This is a genomic window from Staphylococcus sp. IVB6181 (genome assembly GCF_025561445.1).
Taxonomy (GTDB): domain Bacteria; phylum Bacillota; class Bacilli; order Staphylococcales; family Staphylococcaceae; genus Staphylococcus; species Staphylococcus simulans_B.
The window spans coordinates 230,507-247,474 of record NZ_CP095096.1 but is presented as its reverse complement, the minus strand read 5'-3'; the positions used below and the strand labels follow the sequence as shown (position 1 = coordinate 247,474).

Here is a 16,968-nt window from a genome sequence, read left to right as displayed (position 1 = left end):
GAAGTACGCGGGTATTTTTTATCTTCTGACTCCTTTTTTATCGTCTGCGATAGAATCTAACGCCATAATACATAGCAGCTAATTAAAGCCTTGCACGCTAAAATTCTTTCCTCTTTTGTGTAAATATAAATTGATACTTATAAACTATTTCTATTATTTTTCTTAAATACACTAAATATATTACATATATTACAAATATTACCATTGTCAAACAATTGTTAGGCAGAAGGTAAAGATGACTCATGTTAACAATTGTCGTGTCTTGCTTTATGGTCATTATAAAATTTTCCGAATTCCCCCTCTATTTAGATAATTACTATTTTAGTTATCAACTACTAATATTAATACTATTTTTATTAACGATTATTAACAGATTATAAACATTTTTACATTTCGGTAAAATTGTATTTTTTAAGAATCTAATATGTTAATCTGTTCGGGGACAAAAAAGAATGAGGTGAAATAGTTGTTACTAGTTGTAATTTTTTCTGCTTTAATCTTGGTTCTAGGCATCTTAGAAATGCGCAAACATCGAAAACGTATTGATAAAATCCCATTACGTATCAACATCAACGGTATCCGCGGAAAATCTACCATTACACGTTTGATTTACGGCATTATGCGCGAAGATCACTACAAAGTAATCGGTAAGACGACAGGAACCGATGCACGTATGCTGTATTGGTTTGATGAGAAAGAGTATCCCGTTGTTCGTAAGCCGCAAGGCCCTAACATCGGTGAGCAAAAAGAAATTCTTCAAAATGTGATTGATAATAATGGCGAAGCTATCGTTAACGAATGTATGGCTGTTAACCCTGACTATCAAATCACATTCCAGGAGAAGTTATTACGTGCCAATGTAGGTGTCATTGTGAACGTTATGGAAGACCATATGGAAACACTCGGCCCTACTTTGGATGAAGTGGCAGAAGCATTTACAGCTACGATTCCATACAACGGCAAATTAGTCATCATGAAAGACGACTACACAGACTTTTTCAAAAAGGTTGCTGACAAACGCAACACAGAAACGATTATCGTTGACAGAGACGAAGTAGAAGAGTCCCTCCTTCGTCAGTTCGATTACATTGTTTTCCCAGATAACGTCGCAATCGCGATGGGTGTTGCTGAAGCAATCGGTGCTAACAAAGAAGTAGCACTTGAAGGTATGCTGAATGCTCCGCCAGACAGCGGTGCTGTTCATATACATTATTACCACAAGAATGATACGAAGAATATTTTCGTTAACGCCTTCGCGGCAAACGAACCTCAATCTTCAAAAGCCATCTTACAGAAAGTCATCGATTATAAATATCCTCACGAAAAGAAAGTCATTATCTTAAACTGTCGTGGCGATAGATTAGACCGCACGAAACTCTTCGCTGAAGATTTCATTACTAAAGTCGATTACGACACATTGATTTGTGTCGGTAAGAGTACGCAATTAGTAACAGAAGTCATGAAGAATGAGCGCCCGGATAAGAAATACTTGAACTTTGAAGGGAAGCCGTTCGAAGAAGTAGAACAAGCTATTTTTGAAGAATCAAAATCTGCACTGGTATTTTGTGTCGGAAATATACACGGCAATGGTAAGAAAGTTGTCAATTTATTAGAAGGGTTGGATTAATTTTGGTAGGTTCAGAGTTGTATTTTTCATTATTCGTAGGCATCGTGCTGAGTTTGATATTCGCTGAGAAATTCGGGATTACACCAGCCGGTCTGGTTGTTCCAGGTTACTTAGCATTAATCTTCGATCAGCCGATTATGTTATTATCCGTGCTTCTGATCAGTTGTTTAACATACTTCATCGTTGCACACGGTATTAGCAGAGTTGCATTGCTATACGGTCGTCGTAAGTTCGCAGCAATGATTTTAACCGGTATGATTATCAAGTTCATATTCGACTTGATTTATCCACTGACCCCATTTGAGGTCATACAGATATCCGGTATCGGTATCGTCATTCCTGGTATCATCGCAAATACAATTCAAAAACAAGGCACAATTACAACATTAGCTTCATGTATGTTGCTGACTTGCATGACTTACGTTGTTTTATTTGCATATAGCTTCATTAAATAAAAAGGAGATGCATTATGGCGAATAAAGAACCTTTCAATATAGAGAATTGGATTCTAAAAAAGTCTAAAAACCAGAAAAAGCATAATTCTAAATATATGATTGGTGTCACTGTCATTGCTCTCGTTTTGCTCATTACCCTTATGGTAACGTTCAAAACAGATAAAGTAGACGTATTTGCGAAAGACAAAAAAGACGATGTACACCTTGCTTATTTCGGCAACGTCACTTTAAACAAACATATCCGCCAAAACAGTTTGCATGATATGTTCAGTTCAATTTCAGACATCATTGAAGACAGTGATTATTCAACAGCAAGCTTGAATGTGAATAACTTTGCTGAGGATCCTAAAAAAAATATCAAAAAGAACATGAGAAATATTAGTTTCTTAAAACATCAAGGCTTTAAAAACTTAAACTTAACGAACAACTCTGTTGATTTAGAACAAATCAAACAAATCGAGAAACAGACAAGTTCACGCTTCGGCTATAACTTTATTACGGGTAACGGTTCAAATGCGATTAACAGTAAAGTGTCGCATAAGACAGTCAAAGGCAAGAAAATCGCCAGTGTGTCCTTTACAGATGTGAATTCAAAATATATGGACCCTAGAAAAGCGACGACTTCGATTGCTTTAGACCCTAAAATCTTTGTACCGTTAATCCAGCAATTAAAGAAAGATAATGACATGGTCATTGTTAATGTAGATTGGGGTATCCCAGATGAGCCGAACGTTACAAGCCGTCAACGTACATACGGTCACGCCCTGGCAGATGCCGGCGCTGATGTCGTTGTTGGTCATAACTCAGTCGTACAAAAAATCGAGAAGCATAAAGATACAGATATCTTCTACAGTCTCGGTAATGTGACTTCCGACAAGTTCTTATCAGAGAACAAAAAAGGACTCGCATTACAGCAATCATGGGACGGAGATAAAAGTAAATTCATGATCACACCGATTAAGACATCAGGAGACCAAATTACGAAAGATAATATGAATTTCATTGAAAAACAAAAATTAACAAACCGTATCTCAGATCCGTCGATCAAATTAAAACAAACTAAAGGAGGTTACCAATATGAAAGTTAAAAATTACATTCTTTATGGTGTAATCGTGCTGGTAATTGCGGCTATCTTTCTGATGATTATCATGAGTAACGCAAACGAGCCTTTAGATAAATATGAAAAGCAAGACCTTAAAATCGAACAAAAAGTAAGTCTAAATGGAGGCGTCATCTTCCATGAGTATTTATAGCAAAAAGGTTTTGGGTGTTATCTTTGTAGTCACCCTTATCATTTCGACGGTCTTCTACTTCGTGAACAAAGAAGATACAGTAGATAAAGATAAATTGTATGAAAACAAATTAGCGTCGCAAAACCATAAAAGCGCAGATAAAAAATATGGGGTATCGACGAACAATAAAATCGCCAGAGAAGTTGGTAATAAAATTTTAGAAGACGGCGGGAACTCTGCCGATGCAGCCTATGGTGTTGCATATACGTTAGCAGTAACAGAGCCTTATGCTGCTGGTTTAGGCGGCGAAGGGGCTTCCATGACATATGATGGAAAGAAAGGCTCTAAACCAAGCGTATACGACTATAGTGCCGTTTCATCTTACCACTACAAAAACGGCGACCAAGTCGGCGTACCTGGTTTTGTTAAAGGTATGCACGACATGCATGACAAAGAGGGAAAAATGAGCGAGAAAAAAATCTTGAATTATGTGATTCCGTTAGCTGAGGATGGGTTCCAAGTCAACACAGACTTAGCCAAAATTCTTTCAAAATACAGCGCAACCATCGATAAAGACTCACCTTTCTTCAAAGACAATAAAGTCGTGAGCAGCGGTGACGTTGTAAAACAAGAAGACTTAGCAGATACTTTAAAAGGCATCAGAGATCATGGTGACGACTACTTCTATAAAAAGCTGGGTTCAAGTATCGCTAAACAAACGGACGGCAACTTAGAAGAAAAAGACTTTAACGACTATGGCACTAAAAAGAAACAACCGATTTCTACAGACTATCTCAACAATAAAGTCTATACCACACCTAACCCGACAAGCGGGTTCTTATCATTACAGGCATTGAAAATCGATCAATCCTTAAACGGCAACTATGGCGAAGATACACCGAAAGACTTCGCAGAAAGTGTAGCCAACGCAAGAAACGTCAACTTCAAAAACAGATATTTAATCAACGATAAAGTGCCTAACGACATGAAGAAAGTTGAAGATGAATACGTACTGAAACGTGCGAACAAATACAAAAACCAAGAAAACAACTTCGGATTGCAAGGACAAGTCAATACAGCAGGTTCACACTTCGTTGTCATTGATAAAAAAGGCAAAATGACAAGTACAACGAACACATTGAATAACTTCTTTGGTAACGGCAAGTATACTGAACAAGGCTTCTTCCTAAACAACTCGCTGAAACGCTTCTCAACAGCGCCAAAAAGCGATAATAAAGGAGAGCCGCATAAATCACCGCGTTCTTATATCTCACCGACAATCGTTGTAGGTGATGATTATTACGTAGGTGCAGGTACACCAGGCGGCAACAAGGTACCGACATTAACACATGAATTCTTATCTTCTTACTTGCGTAACGGCGACTCGCTGCAAAAAGCAATTGAGAAACCGCGTTTCTATAACGATGGTAAGAAAATGTATTATGAAGACGGTATGGATGATGAACAAATCAAAAACTTCAAAGACCTCGGTTATAAACCTGTCAATAGTTCAGACAACCCTAACTTCGGAAGTCTTCAAGGTGCCACTTACTTCAAGAAAGACAAAAAAGTCGAAACAGGACACGACGTAGAAATCAGATAAGGTGCAAAAGACGGCGGGACTTCCTGCCCTCTCTCACCTGATTATGTACAAAAAGCAAGCGAGGCAATGAGTAAAGCAATGGCAAGATTGTATCTCATACCTCGCTTCTTTCATTTTAAAGGAGGTAGCATCGCCATTTCACAAGATCATAAAACTAAGGCATTGCGATTACTCGCAATCTTGCTGGCCAGTTTAGCACTGACCACCATCATCTTTATCCCTTTTTTCATCAACTCATTTTCAAAAGGGCTGGCTTTTGCTGGTAAAGGCGATGGATTTTCACAGTTAATTCCTTTTCAGAAGTATTTGTATCATCAATATACACACTTTAGAAGTTTCTATGATGTGTCATTTGGTTTAGGCGGTGATTATACCAAGAGTCTATCCTATTACTATGCGACATCACCGATCATATTGATTTATTTCTTTTTCATTTGGATAGGCGAACAGCTTTTTCACCTGCCGACACATGACATCAAGTTTTGGGCAGGCACGCAAATTTTCTTATGTTATATTCGTGTCTTCTTAACCGTTGCGGTCAGTTACTACTTATTCAGATATCTTATCAACAAGAGAACGATTGCGATTTGTGCGACTTTAATGTATGCCATCTCTGTCGTAACCATTTATTTCAACTTTACTTGGTCATTTTACGGAGATGTATTAATATTCTTCCCTCTATCTCTATTAGGGATGGAACGCTTCTTTCGAGAACGTAAAATCGGATTATTTATTATCGCAGTCGCACTGACTTTATTCTCTAATTTCTATTTCAGTTATTATGAGTTCATTACATTAGGGTTCTATTTCCTTTATCGTATCATTTGGCCTTATCGCAAAGATGTGGTCAATCGTGTACAAAAGGTTTATGTATTAGCTATTGCGGCTGTACTCAGTTTAATGGTCAGTATCGTCGGTTTTTACACAGGTGTTTCAGGTGTCATGGCTAATGACCGTCAAATCAATCCTAATTTGAAACTCTCATGGTTCATTGATTTCCAAGAGAAATACCATATCTTTTCAGATGGTTTCTATATCACGATTTCGATGCTTACCTTTGTTGCACTATGCGCATTCAACTTATATAAATATTATTTCTATCGCTTATCTGCGATTGTCACTTGGATTATGCTGATTGGTTCATTGACCCCTTATTTCGATAGTTTCTTTAATGGCTTTTCCTTACCAGCCAGAAGATGGATCTATCTGTTAGGGTTCTCATCCAGCTTACTCATTGCGTTATTCATTAAGCACTTAGCTGAAGTGTCGATTAAGCAATTTGTTATCACTTGTGCATTATGTGTTTGCGTTATGCTGTATATGTTTACCAACTATGATGGCGATAACAGCTTTATGATTGTAACTTTCATTATCATGCTGTTTATGTATGTCCTGCTTCAAAACAAAGAACTGCTGACAATGAAATATACACCTTATATCATGATCGGCTTAATCTTTATCCAGCAAGCCGTAATGATAAAGAACTATCATGATACACATATGGACATTTATGAACGCCCTATCGCCTCTATGGAGAAAGATAATTACAACAGCGAAAAGCTTCAAAAGCAGTTTGATCATCTACAGAAAACCAAAGATCCGTTCAGCCGTATTGAATACCTTTCATTCCCGGCACAAAACTCTCCATTGATTTACGGCTTTAGAGGCGTGGCTTTATATTCAAGTTTATTCAACGGAGATGTCTTGGACTATTACGATAACATCATGCAGATTCAGCAACCGATTGATAAGAACAGTAATCACCGCTTCTTAGGCAATCGCGCCAACTTAATGGCACTATGGAATGTACAAGACCGCTTCAAGAACCCGCCTGACACTACTATGCCTTACGGCTTCAAAACGAAGAAAGTCGTCGAAGGCAATGAACATAAATACAAACATTCAGAAAGTACCATTGATTATCCAGCCACACACATCACAGATAAAGTGTATGACAAACAATCACTGAAAACACCGATTGACCGTGAACATGCAATGTTAAAAGGTGTTGTGTTAGACCATCCTAAGACAACCACACCAGACATTGAACATAATGTTAACTTAAAAGACGATATCAAAGAGCAGTCCGACGATGCAGATTGGGAACCAGATGACCATACACTGCACGTCAAAGAGAAAAACGGCGGTATTGATTATGAAGTCCCTGATAACATTAAAAACAAATACAAAGACTTGTATTTCGAGATGGAACTGGAATTAAAATCACCAGACAAGCCGCACAAAGTGAAGTTGAATGAAGCCAGACAACAGCGTTCTTCACTCAACTACTCATACCGCCGTGTCGTCAACCCGATTACGATTCGCGTAAAAGCTGATGATAAAGTACGATTGAACCTTCAAAAAGGCAAGTACAAATATCAATTAAAAGGCGTTTACGGCGAAGACTATAAAACATTGAAATCTGCCGCTAAAGAGGAAGATAAAGTTAAAATCAAACAAACCGATCATGGTTATCGATTCACTAAAGACAAAAACGATAAAGGCTATCTCGTCGTACCGACACCTTACGAAAAAGGTATGAAAGCCAAAGCTGATGGAGAAGATGTAGAGGTTAAAAAAGGCAACGGTATTCAAACAGTCATTCCTGTTAAAAAAGGACAAGAACAGATTGAACTGTCTTACACACCGCCGCATCTCTACCTATTATTATTCATCAGTTTAGCTGGTATTATCCTTTCTATCTTCTTTACACGTTTTGTTTATAAAAAAGGAAAACCTCACTCTCAAGATTAACCGACTAAAAAGAGCAGTGCCGCTTTGTTTATTAACGAAGCTTCACTGCTCTCTTTTCATTATTCATTTTCATTTAACGCTTCATCCATACCGTCAATAAATTCATAGAAGTTAGACGTCCAGTTGTCTGAATCTTCTCTGGATGCTTTAGACATATCGCCATCTTTGAAAAAGTTTCTGACAAATTGATTGGATAACTCCATTTGAACCCCTGCACGATTTTTATTTTGATTCACGATATTATGAGGGTTCTTACCGCCAAGCTTCCCTTCTGCTCTTGTGACTGAGATACCTCTCTCAGATAAAACACGTGCAATGCGGTTTCTTAATGCTATGTCGCGACCGCCGATATAGACATCGCTGTCACTCAAGCTTGCTTTATGAATAGTAATGGTACGTTCAGATTGTCTGACCATCTTTTGTGCTTTCGGCTCATCATAATGAATAGCTGTGACATGCAAGTCTCGGTTATTCTCATAGCGTATTCCTCTGAATGAATAGAAGCCAGAACCTGTTTGATCAGCAAGTTCTCTTGCGATTTCAGTCGTTCCCGGTTCGATACCGCCGCCGTGTATCGCCGCAATCACCGTTGGGTTGGTTTCATTGCGTGTTTCTATCTCCCAATCTTTGCATTCCTCAGTATCACTTTTAAGATCTGTCATAGAATTGTATTTATCAGCGGCACATCCTGTACGAGAAGTGTACGACAGCATCATCACGATAATAATCACGATGATACCGATAACTAACACTGCTGCGGCAATCCATTTTATGTAGGCGTGATTGGTCATACGCCTGGCCTCCTTGCTCATAATTTCGGTTACTGCCCATGATACACGTCTCAATTTTTCGGTACAAGAATTATAAGACTGTCTAAGTTAGTACGATAGGACATGTATTGTGGCAATTGATTTTTGTATTTGCCTTAATACATGTAAAAGCAGCGTGCTGATAACAACACACTGCTTTTACATGTTCTTCTTATTGCTGCGATTGATTCAATCCTTCATTAACACCATCCGTAAATGAATGCATTTGCTGAGTATAGTTTTCAGGATTTTCACGTTCAGGTCGGTAAACATTGCCGTTTTTGAAGAACTGGTTGGCAAACTGATTATTCAATTCAATTTGTACACCTGCTTGCTGCTGGTTCTGATTGGTAATATTATTTAAACTTTGTCCCGCAATATTACCTGTCGCAGGTGCAACATCGAATCCTCTTTGAGTAAGTGATTGTGAAATATTGTTGCGTAATTGTGCATCGCGTCCGCCTACATAAATATCATTTCCTGAGTACGCTGTTTTATGGATTGTGACTGTTCTTTGAGATTGATTCACCATTTCTTGTGCTTTAGGTTCATCATAATGGATAGAAGTGACATGCAACTCTTTATTATTCGTCGGTCTGATACCTTGGAATGAATAATAACTTGCATTGTTTTTATTTGCTACTTCTTCTGCAATTTGACTTGTCCCTGGTTCAATGCCTCCGCCGTGCGGTGCCATAATGACTGTGTTATTTGTCCCTTGTTTCGTATCTATCTGCCAATCTACACCTTCTTGTGTTTGCTGCTGTAATTCTGTCATCGATTGATAACGATCCGCTGCACCTGCATCAGAAGGTGCAATTAATATTATTCCGATCACAATCGCCGCTACTGCACTTGCACACACTACCAACGGATTTTTCAAAGTCTTTGTCATAGACAACGCCCCTTGTAATTTGAAATTGTTACATTTCCATATGGCTCACTTACTTTTCAACATATAAGAACAATCACAAGATCATTCCTAACATTATTATTCTTTCCATTATGACGTTAAATAATCATATTTTTTTAACTTAAATATATGAATCTGAATTAATAATAATTAGAGAAGTAATGAAATAAGCGGAAGTATATATGTTGATGACATTCAAAGATTAGTCTGATTCTCAGAAGAAAGAAGATAGCAACAAAAAAACACCAAGTTTATACTCAGTGTTTGTATTAGCATTACGTATGAAAACTTTCCAATAAATCTTCAAATTTGTATTGTGGGCGTTTACCATAAACTCTAATGTTTCTTTCGTTTTTCTTCCAATGTGTATGTGTATGACTCATTGAAACTAAATCAAATGGGTTAAAGCGGATTAATTTATCTATCATATTATCATATTTCTCAAATTCTGAATGGTTTTCTCCTTTATCAGAAATGGGTTTATTTCGATATTCTTGATACTCTTCATAAAGTTTTGGGACCACTGGTCCATACAACCAAGCCTCTAATTGTGAGTTATTAAAGGTTGCTTTTGCAAGATTGATATCACCTTGATCAATTATATATCCTAAAGCGAAATACCAAACCTTTTGTAATTGGAGATTGGTAATTGGAACATTGATAGTATGTGCTCTATACAAGATATGGTCAGCAAGTTTATCATCTGATTTTCTCCTAGTTGTTTGACTTAGCATTTGTTTACTACTATTATAGTCCCCTTTCACTGCAGCTTCTATATATTACATCTCAGCTCGGTGATTTTACATAATTTGAATATCACCATTAAATTGGTCCTCCATAATAATTAGAAGCAGATACAAAACTATATTTACATAAATCTTAAATGTTGTAATAATTCTCAAAGGGTCATGAACACATCAAAAATAATTTTAATTTTTTCAGCACTTAAAATGGTGTCAAATTCATTCATTTTTAAATTTGTCAGAATTATCAAAACACTTGATATAACTAGCTTTCTAGCGTTTTGTGAAATGACAGTGTTTTCCTTAAAAATACAGAAGGCTGTCTTGAAGTGGCAATTCCCTTGCCATATTAGTGTTGAAAGCGATTTCAAATTTATGTATTATGACACTAAAGATATAAAAGGGGCGTGGTTGATGTTATGCAAGGAGAAGAGAAAAATGGACAAGTTGTTGAAGAAAAAGAGAAAAAGCACATTGGTATTTGGCCATCATTATTCACTTTAGGCTTGATGATTGCAGTCATGCTATTTACTGTAGCAGTCTTAAAGAAAGAACCGCATATACCGCTTATGATTGGGACAGCGGTTGCGATTGGGGTAGCCATGCTGCATGGTTATAAATTCGATGATGTCGAACAGATGATGTATAAGGGGATCAGACACGCATTGCCTGCGATTGTCATCATCATCTTAGTCGGTTTGATTATCGGTTCTTGGATCGGCAGCGGTGTTGTTGCGACAATGATTTACTACGGGTTGCAGTTAATTGATCCGAGATTCTTCTTAGCGGTCGTTGTACTGCTTTGCGGGATTGTCGCACTGGCCATCGGAAGTTCTTGGTCTACCATGGCAACTGTGGGGGTTGCTTCTATGGGGATTGGTATGAGTATGGGAATCAATCCTGGAATGGTTGCCGGGGCAGTTATTTCCGGTTCATACTTCGGTGATAAGATGAGTCCTCTATCAGATACGACGAACTTAGCATCAGGACTGACAAAAGTAGATTTATTCGAACATATTAAACACATGATGTTTACAACAATACCTGCATTACTGATTTCTCTTGTCGCATTCTTCTTTATCGGTATGCAATACGGAAATAAAAACTTTAATCCGAAAAATATCAATAAAATCCTTACTACAATGCAAGATCAATTCTTGATTTCACCTTGGTTATTATTGATTCCATTAGCAGTAATTGTCTTAGTTATGTTGAAGGTACCTGCAATTCCAGCGATTTGTGCCGGTATTATCTTAGGTTTCTTTGCACAAATCTTTGTACAAGGCGGTTCTTTAATAGAAGCACTGACAGCGCTGCAAACGGGCTATACAATGGAGTCTGGTAATAAAATGGTAGATGAACTCTTTAACCGCGGCGGTTTAGAATCTATGTTCTATACCATTTCATTAACATTAGTTGCGATGACTTTTGGCGGGGTCTTAGAATATTCAGGTATGCTGGATTCATTAATCAGTATCATTTTACGTTGGGCAAAGAATACAGGTTCACTGTTAACTTCAGTTATTTTATCTTGTATCGGTACCAACGTCACTTGTTCTGAACAATACATTTCAATTATTGTTCCAGGACGTATGTACGCAAAAACATTCAATGAAAAAGGATTGCATCCGAAAAACTTATCACGTGCATTAGAAGACGGCGGAACATTGACTTCTGTCTTCGTACCGTGGAACACTTGCGGTGTTTTCATCGCTTCGACTTTAGGTGTCGGTGTTATGGAATATGCACCATTTGCGATTGTAAACTATTTAGTACCGATCATTTCTATCATCTTCGCTTACACTGGCTTCAAGATTGTGAAATTGCCTAAGGACAAGCGTGCGGATGCTGGAAAAAAGAAAGCGGTCTTGCCTAACGATACGAATTTAGCATAATAATTATCAAAATATTTCGAATTAATACAATACCTAAAGATGCGCACCCTCTTTATGAGGGTGTCTTCTTTGTATGAAAACAGCCTTTTGACTTACATATTTTGAGAACCTTCATTATTAGTCGAATTCAAACGATAATTATTTTCTCGGATAACCCTAATCATTTCTATTTATATTCAAAAGGATTATAACGTTGCTCATATAAGGATATAAGACCATTAAAACACGTTAAGAAAACGTTTTCTAAGCAAAATAAAAGGTGGTTTACTTATCTTATAAGCTGAAGATTGATAGAATGGAGAAGTATTCTATTTCCAAAATCATGGAAACGTGCGTTAGTGTTAGGAGGAGTAAAGAATGAATAAACCCGATTTGGTAGCACCTGAGGATTTTAATATCGTTTCAGAAATTGAAATGTATGCGAAAGATCCGTCTAAATTAGCAATTATCTTTGAAAACAATGCAGGTGAAACTACTAAAGTTACTTATAAAGAATTGATTAAAAGCGCAAACCGTATCGGCAACTTATTTAAAGAAAACGGTTTGAAAAAAGGGGATACCTTATTAATCAAAATGGAACGCAGTATCGAGACATATGAAGTCTATATTGCGGCCTTAAAACTAGGTGTTGCTTTAATCCCGGCATCAGAGATGCTTAGAACTAAAGATTTGCAATACCGTATTACGAACGGTGAAGTAGATGCTGTATTATCTATCGCTTCAGGTGCAGACGAATTTGAAGGCGTTAAAGAGTATGATGACTTGACTAAGTTCATCATCGGGGAACACAAAGAAGATTGGATTAACGTCGAAGACGGCAAACAAACAATGAGCGATGAGCTTGAAATCACACCGACAAAACGTGATGACGTCGCATTCTTGCCGTATACTTCAGGTACAACAGGCAATCCAAAAGCAGTTGTACATACGCATGGTTGGGGCTATGCGCATATGCAAATGGCGCCGAAACATTGGTTGAATATTAAAGAAGATGACATTGTTTGGGCTACTGCAGCACCTGGTTGGCAAAAATGGGTTTGGAGTCCATTCTTATCTACAATGACTTCTGGTGCGACAGCATTTGTATTCAACGGACGCTTCAACGGCACTATCTATTTAGAGCTGCTAGAGAAGTACAAAATCAACGTGTTATGCTGTACGCCTACTGAGTACCGTATTATGGCGAAACTCAAAGATTTAGGCCAATATGACCTATCACACTTGCATGACGCTGTATCAGCCGGAGAACCGCTGAATCAAGAAGTCGTAGAAAAGTTCCAAGATACTTTCAATATTACTGTACGTGACGGCTACGGCCAAACTGAGAGTACTTTGCTTATCGGCTTGCTTAAAGATGTCGAAGGCCGTCCAGGTTCAATGGGTAAAGCCATCCCCGGCAGTGAAACAACGATTATCGACGATGACGGCAATCTTGCAAAAGTCGGTGAAGTCGGAAATATTGCAGTACCCGTTGACTTGCCTGCACTCTTTAAAGGTTACTTTAAAGATCAAGAACGTACACGCGAACGTGTTGTCGGCAATTACTTTATGACAGGCGATTTAGCGAAAATCGATGAAGACGGCTACTTCTGGTTTGAAGGCCGTAAAGATGATATTATCATCAGTTCCGGTTATACAATCGGACCTTTCGAAGTTGAAGATTCTCTAACAAAACATCCGGCTGTTAAAGAATGTGCAGTTGTCGCAAGTCCGCATGAGTTACGGGGTAATATTGTTAAAGCTTTCATTATCTTGCAAGACGGTTATGAAGCAAGCGATGATTTAGTCAAAGAACTTCAAAATTATGTAAAATACGATGTCGCACCTTATAAATATCCGCGTGCCATCGAATTTGTGGAAGATTTGCCTAAAACAAACTCAGGCAAAATCCGCCGCGTAGAATTACGTGACGCTGAAAAAGCGAAATACGAAAATAACCAAAATTAACTTTATGATGTGCCCTGCCTCTTGGCGGGGCCTTTTTAATGCTTGTTATTATTTCCTGGGATATAAAAAACTCGACAGATATTACATCTGCCGAGTCATTTTATAAACACTTAAGCTTTCATTTGTTTATCAACCGTTGCTTTCACACGATCAATGTCGCCTGAAACATCGATTGCTGGTTTTTTAGTAAATTTAGATACGATAATTGTAACTAATACGCTGGCAATCACGCCTGGAATGATTTCGTATAAGTTGAAGAAGTCGTTAGTTTCACCTAGTGGTTTAGCGAATACAATCCACAAGATAACTACTACTGCTCCTGCAACCATACCGCTGATTGCGCCTGTACGGCTTAAACCTTTCCAATATAATGACATTACAACTAACGGACCGAATGCGGCACCGAAGCCTGCCCATGCATTACCTACAAGGTTTAAGATTGTGTCGTTTGGAGACCATGCAATCGCAATTGAGATGATTGCGACAAGCAGTACTGATAAACGACCTACCATCAAGAATTCTTTTTCGCGTTTTCTTGCTGCTTCTTCACCGCGGATTAATTTGTAGAAGTCTTCAGTCAATGAACTTGAAGTTACTAATAATTGTGAAGAAATCGTACTCATAATCGCAGCTAAGATTGCGGCTAATAAGAAACCGCCCACTAACGGATGGAATAAGATTTGGCCCATCAAGATGAATAATGTTTCCGGGTCTTTTAATTCCACGCCTTTATCTTTAACGAATGCAATACCGATTAAACCAACGAATACTGCACCGATTAAACTGACAGCCATCCAGCCGATACCGAAACGGCGCGCAGTTTTTAATTGTCTTACTGATTTAATACTCATAAAGCGCACGATAATATGCGGTTGACCGAAGTAACCTAAGCCCCATGCGAAGAATGAGATAATACCGATGATTGTTGTCCCTTTAAACAGATCCAAGTTTGTCGGTTTCAAGTCTGTGACAGTTTGGAATGTATCTAATCCATTTAATTTCAATAGCGCTACTACCGGCACCATAATCATTGCGATTAACATAATGACACCTTGGAAGAAGTCTGTCAGCGATACAGCTAAGTAACCTCCGAAGAATGTATATGCAATAACAATCACTGAAATTATAATAAGTCCCCAACGATAGTCGATTCCAAATGCACTGTTGAACAGTTTACCGCCTGATACCATACCCGCGTGTGTATAAAGGGTAAAGAATACGACGATAATACCGCCAGAAATAATTTTAATAATATTTGATTTGTCATCTAAACGGTTCTTGAAGAAGTCAGGAAGCGTAATTGCGTCTCCTGCTTGTTCAGTATATACACGAAGCCTCGGTGCTACTACGAAGTAGTTAATGTATGCACCTAGTGTTAAACCAATTGCGAGCCATGCGGCTGAAAGTCCAGTAGTATAAACTTCGCCGGGCAAGCCCATAATCATCCAACCACTCATGTCGGATGCCCCTGCAGAAAGTGCTGTAACGTATGGCCCAATGCTGCGTCCGCCTAGCATATATTCACCGACATTGCCTGTAGCTTTCTTATAGCCGTAATACCCTATCACAAGAAGGATTAAGAAGTATAATCCAATCATGATATAAGTCTGCCAGTCTGGTTGTACCTGTTGTCTCAATGTTGCTCCTAAAGTAAACATGTCTAAAATAAACATCCTTTCAAATTATTGGAATAAAATGTACGGATCGTTCTTAGGCATTGCAATGACAAGGTTCAGAATCCATTTAAAGCTTAGAAGCCAAGTGTTTGAATGACTTCATACAGCCCCATTCACCCTGAAATTTTATTTTGATCAGCAATCAGCGTTCGAAAAGTACATGAAATGTACTCGCCCCTCTCGAACTGCTCAATCCATGTTGAACTGTCTCTCAAACAGACTTCCCCCAATGTCCTAAATCAAAGTCCTTTGTTTATGTAACGTTGTATAAAATACTGTTCGAGAAACTTTTTTTAGAAAAGCTATTTTCTCATACCCTTTTTTATGGATTGAGAACCTTTTACCTGACCAAAATATTAACCTGAAATCCTTTTTCCCTTTCAAAAAATTGCTTTTAACTTTTTAGCAAAGATGTTTCTTAGCTTAACACAATGAAGATTTTACGCAAATTCAGATTGGCAAAAACCCCCGTTTTCTTAGGGTTTTTTCAAAAGTTTTTTCCTCGTTCGTTATTCAAATATCAGTGGTTACAGCGAATACTAAAATTTTTTGAAAAAAATTTAGTTTGACCTGCTTTTTAACCAAAAATCAACTAAAATATTGTAAAAAATTTAAACAAGCACAACCGTTGTCATCACAGTACTTAATGCGGTTTTATTAATTGTAATATTCGGAATATTTGTTGAAAATACATCTAATTGTGGTAATATTAAACAAAATTACACTAATACTGTAACTGAAAGAGGGATAGCAAATGATTGAGGAAGTTGGTTTTCAAATCAAACTCATTAGGAATCAACAGCAGCAAACTTTGAAACAACTCAGCACTCTGACAGGATTATCAACGAGTTTCTTGTCTCAAGTCGAACGGGGTGAATCATCAATCGCGATTACATCACTCGACAAAATTGCAAAAGCTTTAGATGTTAATATTACTTCATTTTTTTCACCAGCAGAGAATAACGACTTCCATGTACAACCCCAGAAAATGAAGCCATTAAACATTAACCATTCTAATTTAACAATCAAACGCGTTTCCAGCGAATTTGAAAATCGCAACTTAGAAACATTTATTATTACACTTCTACCCGGTGATCGCAGCGAGAATTCAATGCATGGGGGCGAAGAATTTTATTATATGATATCCGGAGAGTTAACGTTTTATGTCAACAGCAGAAAGTACACAGTGAAAGAAGGAGAAGTACTTCACTACCCTTCTCGATTTAAACACTATTGCAGTAACGAATCAGAATCTCCAGCTACAGTATTAAGTGTAGTCACACCGAAACTGTTTTAACTTCCAAACTTGAAAG

At 37.8% G+C, this 16,968-nt stretch carries 13 protein-coding genes; 9 read left to right on the top strand and 4 right to left on the bottom strand.

What is annotated here, in order from left to right:
* Positions 1-466: 466 nt before the first annotated feature.
* The 6 genes from pgsB to MUA90_RS01105 all read left to right on the top strand — a co-directional run bounded on the left by pgsB (position 467) and on the right by MUA90_RS01105 (position 7,672).
* Positions 467-1,627 carry a poly-gamma-glutamate synthase PgsB gene (gene pgsB, locus MUA90_RS01130; protein ID WP_262587804.1) on the top strand — a complete coding sequence of 387 codons (1,161 nt, stop codon included), beginning with the start codon at positions 467-469 and terminating at the stop codon, positions 1,625-1,627.
* Positions 1,628-1,629: 2 nt separating this feature from the next.
* Positions 1,630-2,082, top strand: coding sequence for a poly-gamma-glutamate biosynthesis protein PgsC (pgsC, locus tag MUA90_RS01125; RefSeq protein ID WP_105994548.1), 453 nt, complete (start codon positions 1,630-1,632; stop codon positions 2,080-2,082).
* A 14-nt stretch (positions 2,083-2,096) separates the two neighbouring features.
* A complete protein-coding gene (locus tag MUA90_RS01120; protein WP_262587802.1) occupies positions 2,097-3,170 on the top strand; it encodes a CapA family protein in 1,074 nt (357 codons plus the stop codon).
* A complete protein-coding gene (locus MUA90_RS01115) occupies positions 3,160-3,336 on the top strand; it encodes a hypothetical protein (RefSeq protein WP_158698128.1) in 177 nt (58 codons plus the stop codon). The genes MUA90_RS01120 and MUA90_RS01115 overlap by 11 nt, the downstream gene beginning before the upstream one ends.
* The gene (locus MUA90_RS01110; protein ID WP_262587798.1) at positions 3,323-4,918 is read left to right on the top strand and encodes a gamma-glutamyltransferase; all 1,596 of its coding nucleotides are present in this window, start codon (positions 3,323-3,325) and stop codon (positions 4,916-4,918) included. The genes MUA90_RS01115 and MUA90_RS01110 overlap by 14 nt, the downstream gene beginning before the upstream one ends.
* 66 nt (positions 4,919-4,984) lie before the next feature.
* The gene (locus MUA90_RS01105) at positions 4,985-7,672 is read left to right on the top strand and encodes a YfhO family protein (protein WP_262587796.1); all 2,688 of its coding nucleotides are present in this window, start codon (positions 4,985-4,987) and stop codon (positions 7,670-7,672) included.
* A 59-nt stretch (positions 7,673-7,731) separates the two neighbouring features.
* On the opposite strand, the gene MUA90_RS01100 is transcribed toward MUA90_RS01105, so the two are convergent.
* The 3 genes from MUA90_RS01100 to MUA90_RS01090 all read right to left on the bottom strand — a co-directional run bounded on the left by MUA90_RS01100 (position 7,732) and on the right by MUA90_RS01090 (position 10,128).
* A complete protein-coding gene (locus MUA90_RS01100; protein ID WP_162912196.1) occupies positions 7,732-8,463 on the bottom strand; it encodes a poly-gamma-glutamate hydrolase family protein in 732 nt (243 codons plus the stop codon).
* 190 nt (positions 8,464-8,653) lie between these two features.
* Positions 8,654-9,376 (bottom strand): poly-gamma-glutamate hydrolase family protein, encoded by a 723-nt coding sequence (locus tag MUA90_RS01095; protein WP_262587794.1) that lies wholly within the window; start codon positions 9,374-9,376, stop codon positions 8,654-8,656.
* A gap of 293 nt (positions 9,377-9,669) precedes the next feature.
* The gene (locus MUA90_RS01090) at positions 9,670-10,128 is read right to left on the bottom strand and encodes a Panacea domain-containing protein (RefSeq protein WP_262587792.1); all 459 of its coding nucleotides are present in this window, start codon (positions 10,126-10,128) and stop codon (positions 9,670-9,672) included.
* Between the two features lie 428 nt (positions 10,129-10,556).
* Here MUA90_RS01090 and nhaC point away from each other — a divergent pair, with 428 nt between their 5' ends.
* Together nhaC and mbcS are read left to right on the top strand one after the other, a co-directional pair.
* Positions 10,557-12,032, top strand: coding sequence for a Na+/H+ antiporter NhaC (gene nhaC / locus MUA90_RS01085; protein WP_262588776.1), 1,476 nt, complete (start codon positions 10,557-10,559; stop codon positions 12,030-12,032).
* A gap of 357 nt (positions 12,033-12,389) precedes the next feature.
* Positions 12,390-13,979: an acyl-CoA synthetase MbcS gene (gene mbcS, locus MUA90_RS01080; protein WP_262587790.1), complete on the top strand. Its 1,590-nt coding sequence runs from the start codon at positions 12,390-12,392 to the stop codon at positions 13,977-13,979.
* Between the two features lie 110 nt (positions 13,980-14,089).
* Here mbcS and putP read toward each other — a convergent pair whose 3' ends face one another.
* Positions 14,090-15,637 carry a sodium/proline symporter PutP gene (putP, locus tag MUA90_RS01075; protein ID WP_262587788.1) on the bottom strand — a complete coding sequence of 516 codons (1,548 nt, stop codon included), beginning with the start codon at positions 15,635-15,637 and terminating at the stop codon, positions 14,090-14,092.
* 772 nt (positions 15,638-16,409) lie between these two features.
* Between putP and MUA90_RS01070 the strand changes: the two genes are divergently transcribed.
* On the top strand, positions 16,410-16,952 hold the full coding sequence (locus MUA90_RS01070) for a helix-turn-helix domain-containing protein (protein WP_240430846.1): 543 nt from the start codon (positions 16,410-16,412) through the stop codon (positions 16,950-16,952).
* Positions 16,953-16,968: the final 16 nt, after the last annotated feature.

Bases quoted from the DNA above. Each gene is read 5' to 3' on its own strand.
- putP (WP_262587788.1), bottom strand. From the start codon at position 15,637: ATGTTTACTTTAGGAGCAACATTGAGACAACAGGTACAACCAGACTGG.
- MUA90_RS01105 (WP_262587796.1), top strand. From the start codon at position 4,985: ATGAGTAAAGCAATGGCAAGATTGTATCTCATACCTCGCTTCTTTCAT.
- MUA90_RS01090 (WP_262587792.1), bottom strand. From the start codon at position 10,128: ATGCTAAGTCAAACAACTAGGAGAAAATCAGATGATAAACTTGCTGAC.
- MUA90_RS01100 (WP_162912196.1), bottom strand. From the start codon at position 8,463: ATGACCAATCACGCCTACATAAAATGGATTGCCGCAGCAGTGTTAGTT.
- MUA90_RS01120 (WP_262587802.1), top strand. From the start codon at position 2,097: ATGGCGAATAAAGAACCTTTCAATATAGAGAATTGGATTCTAAAAAAG.
- MUA90_RS01095 (WP_262587794.1), bottom strand. From the start codon at position 9,376: ATGACAAAGACTTTGAAAAATCCGTTGGTAGTGTGTGCAAGTGCAGTA.
- MUA90_RS01070 (WP_240430846.1), top strand. From the start codon at position 16,410: ATGATTGAGGAAGTTGGTTTTCAAATCAAACTCATTAGGAATCAACAG.
- nhaC (WP_262588776.1), top strand. From the start codon at position 10,557: ATGCAAGGAGAAGAGAAAAATGGACAAGTTGTTGAAGAAAAAGAGAAA.
- mbcS (WP_262587790.1), top strand. From the start codon at position 12,390: ATGAATAAACCCGATTTGGTAGCACCTGAGGATTTTAATATCGTTTCA.
- MUA90_RS01115 (WP_158698128.1), top strand. From the start codon at position 3,160: ATGAAAGTTAAAAATTACATTCTTTATGGTGTAATCGTGCTGGTAATT.
- MUA90_RS01110 (WP_262587798.1), top strand. From the start codon at position 3,323: ATGAGTATTTATAGCAAAAAGGTTTTGGGTGTTATCTTTGTAGTCACC.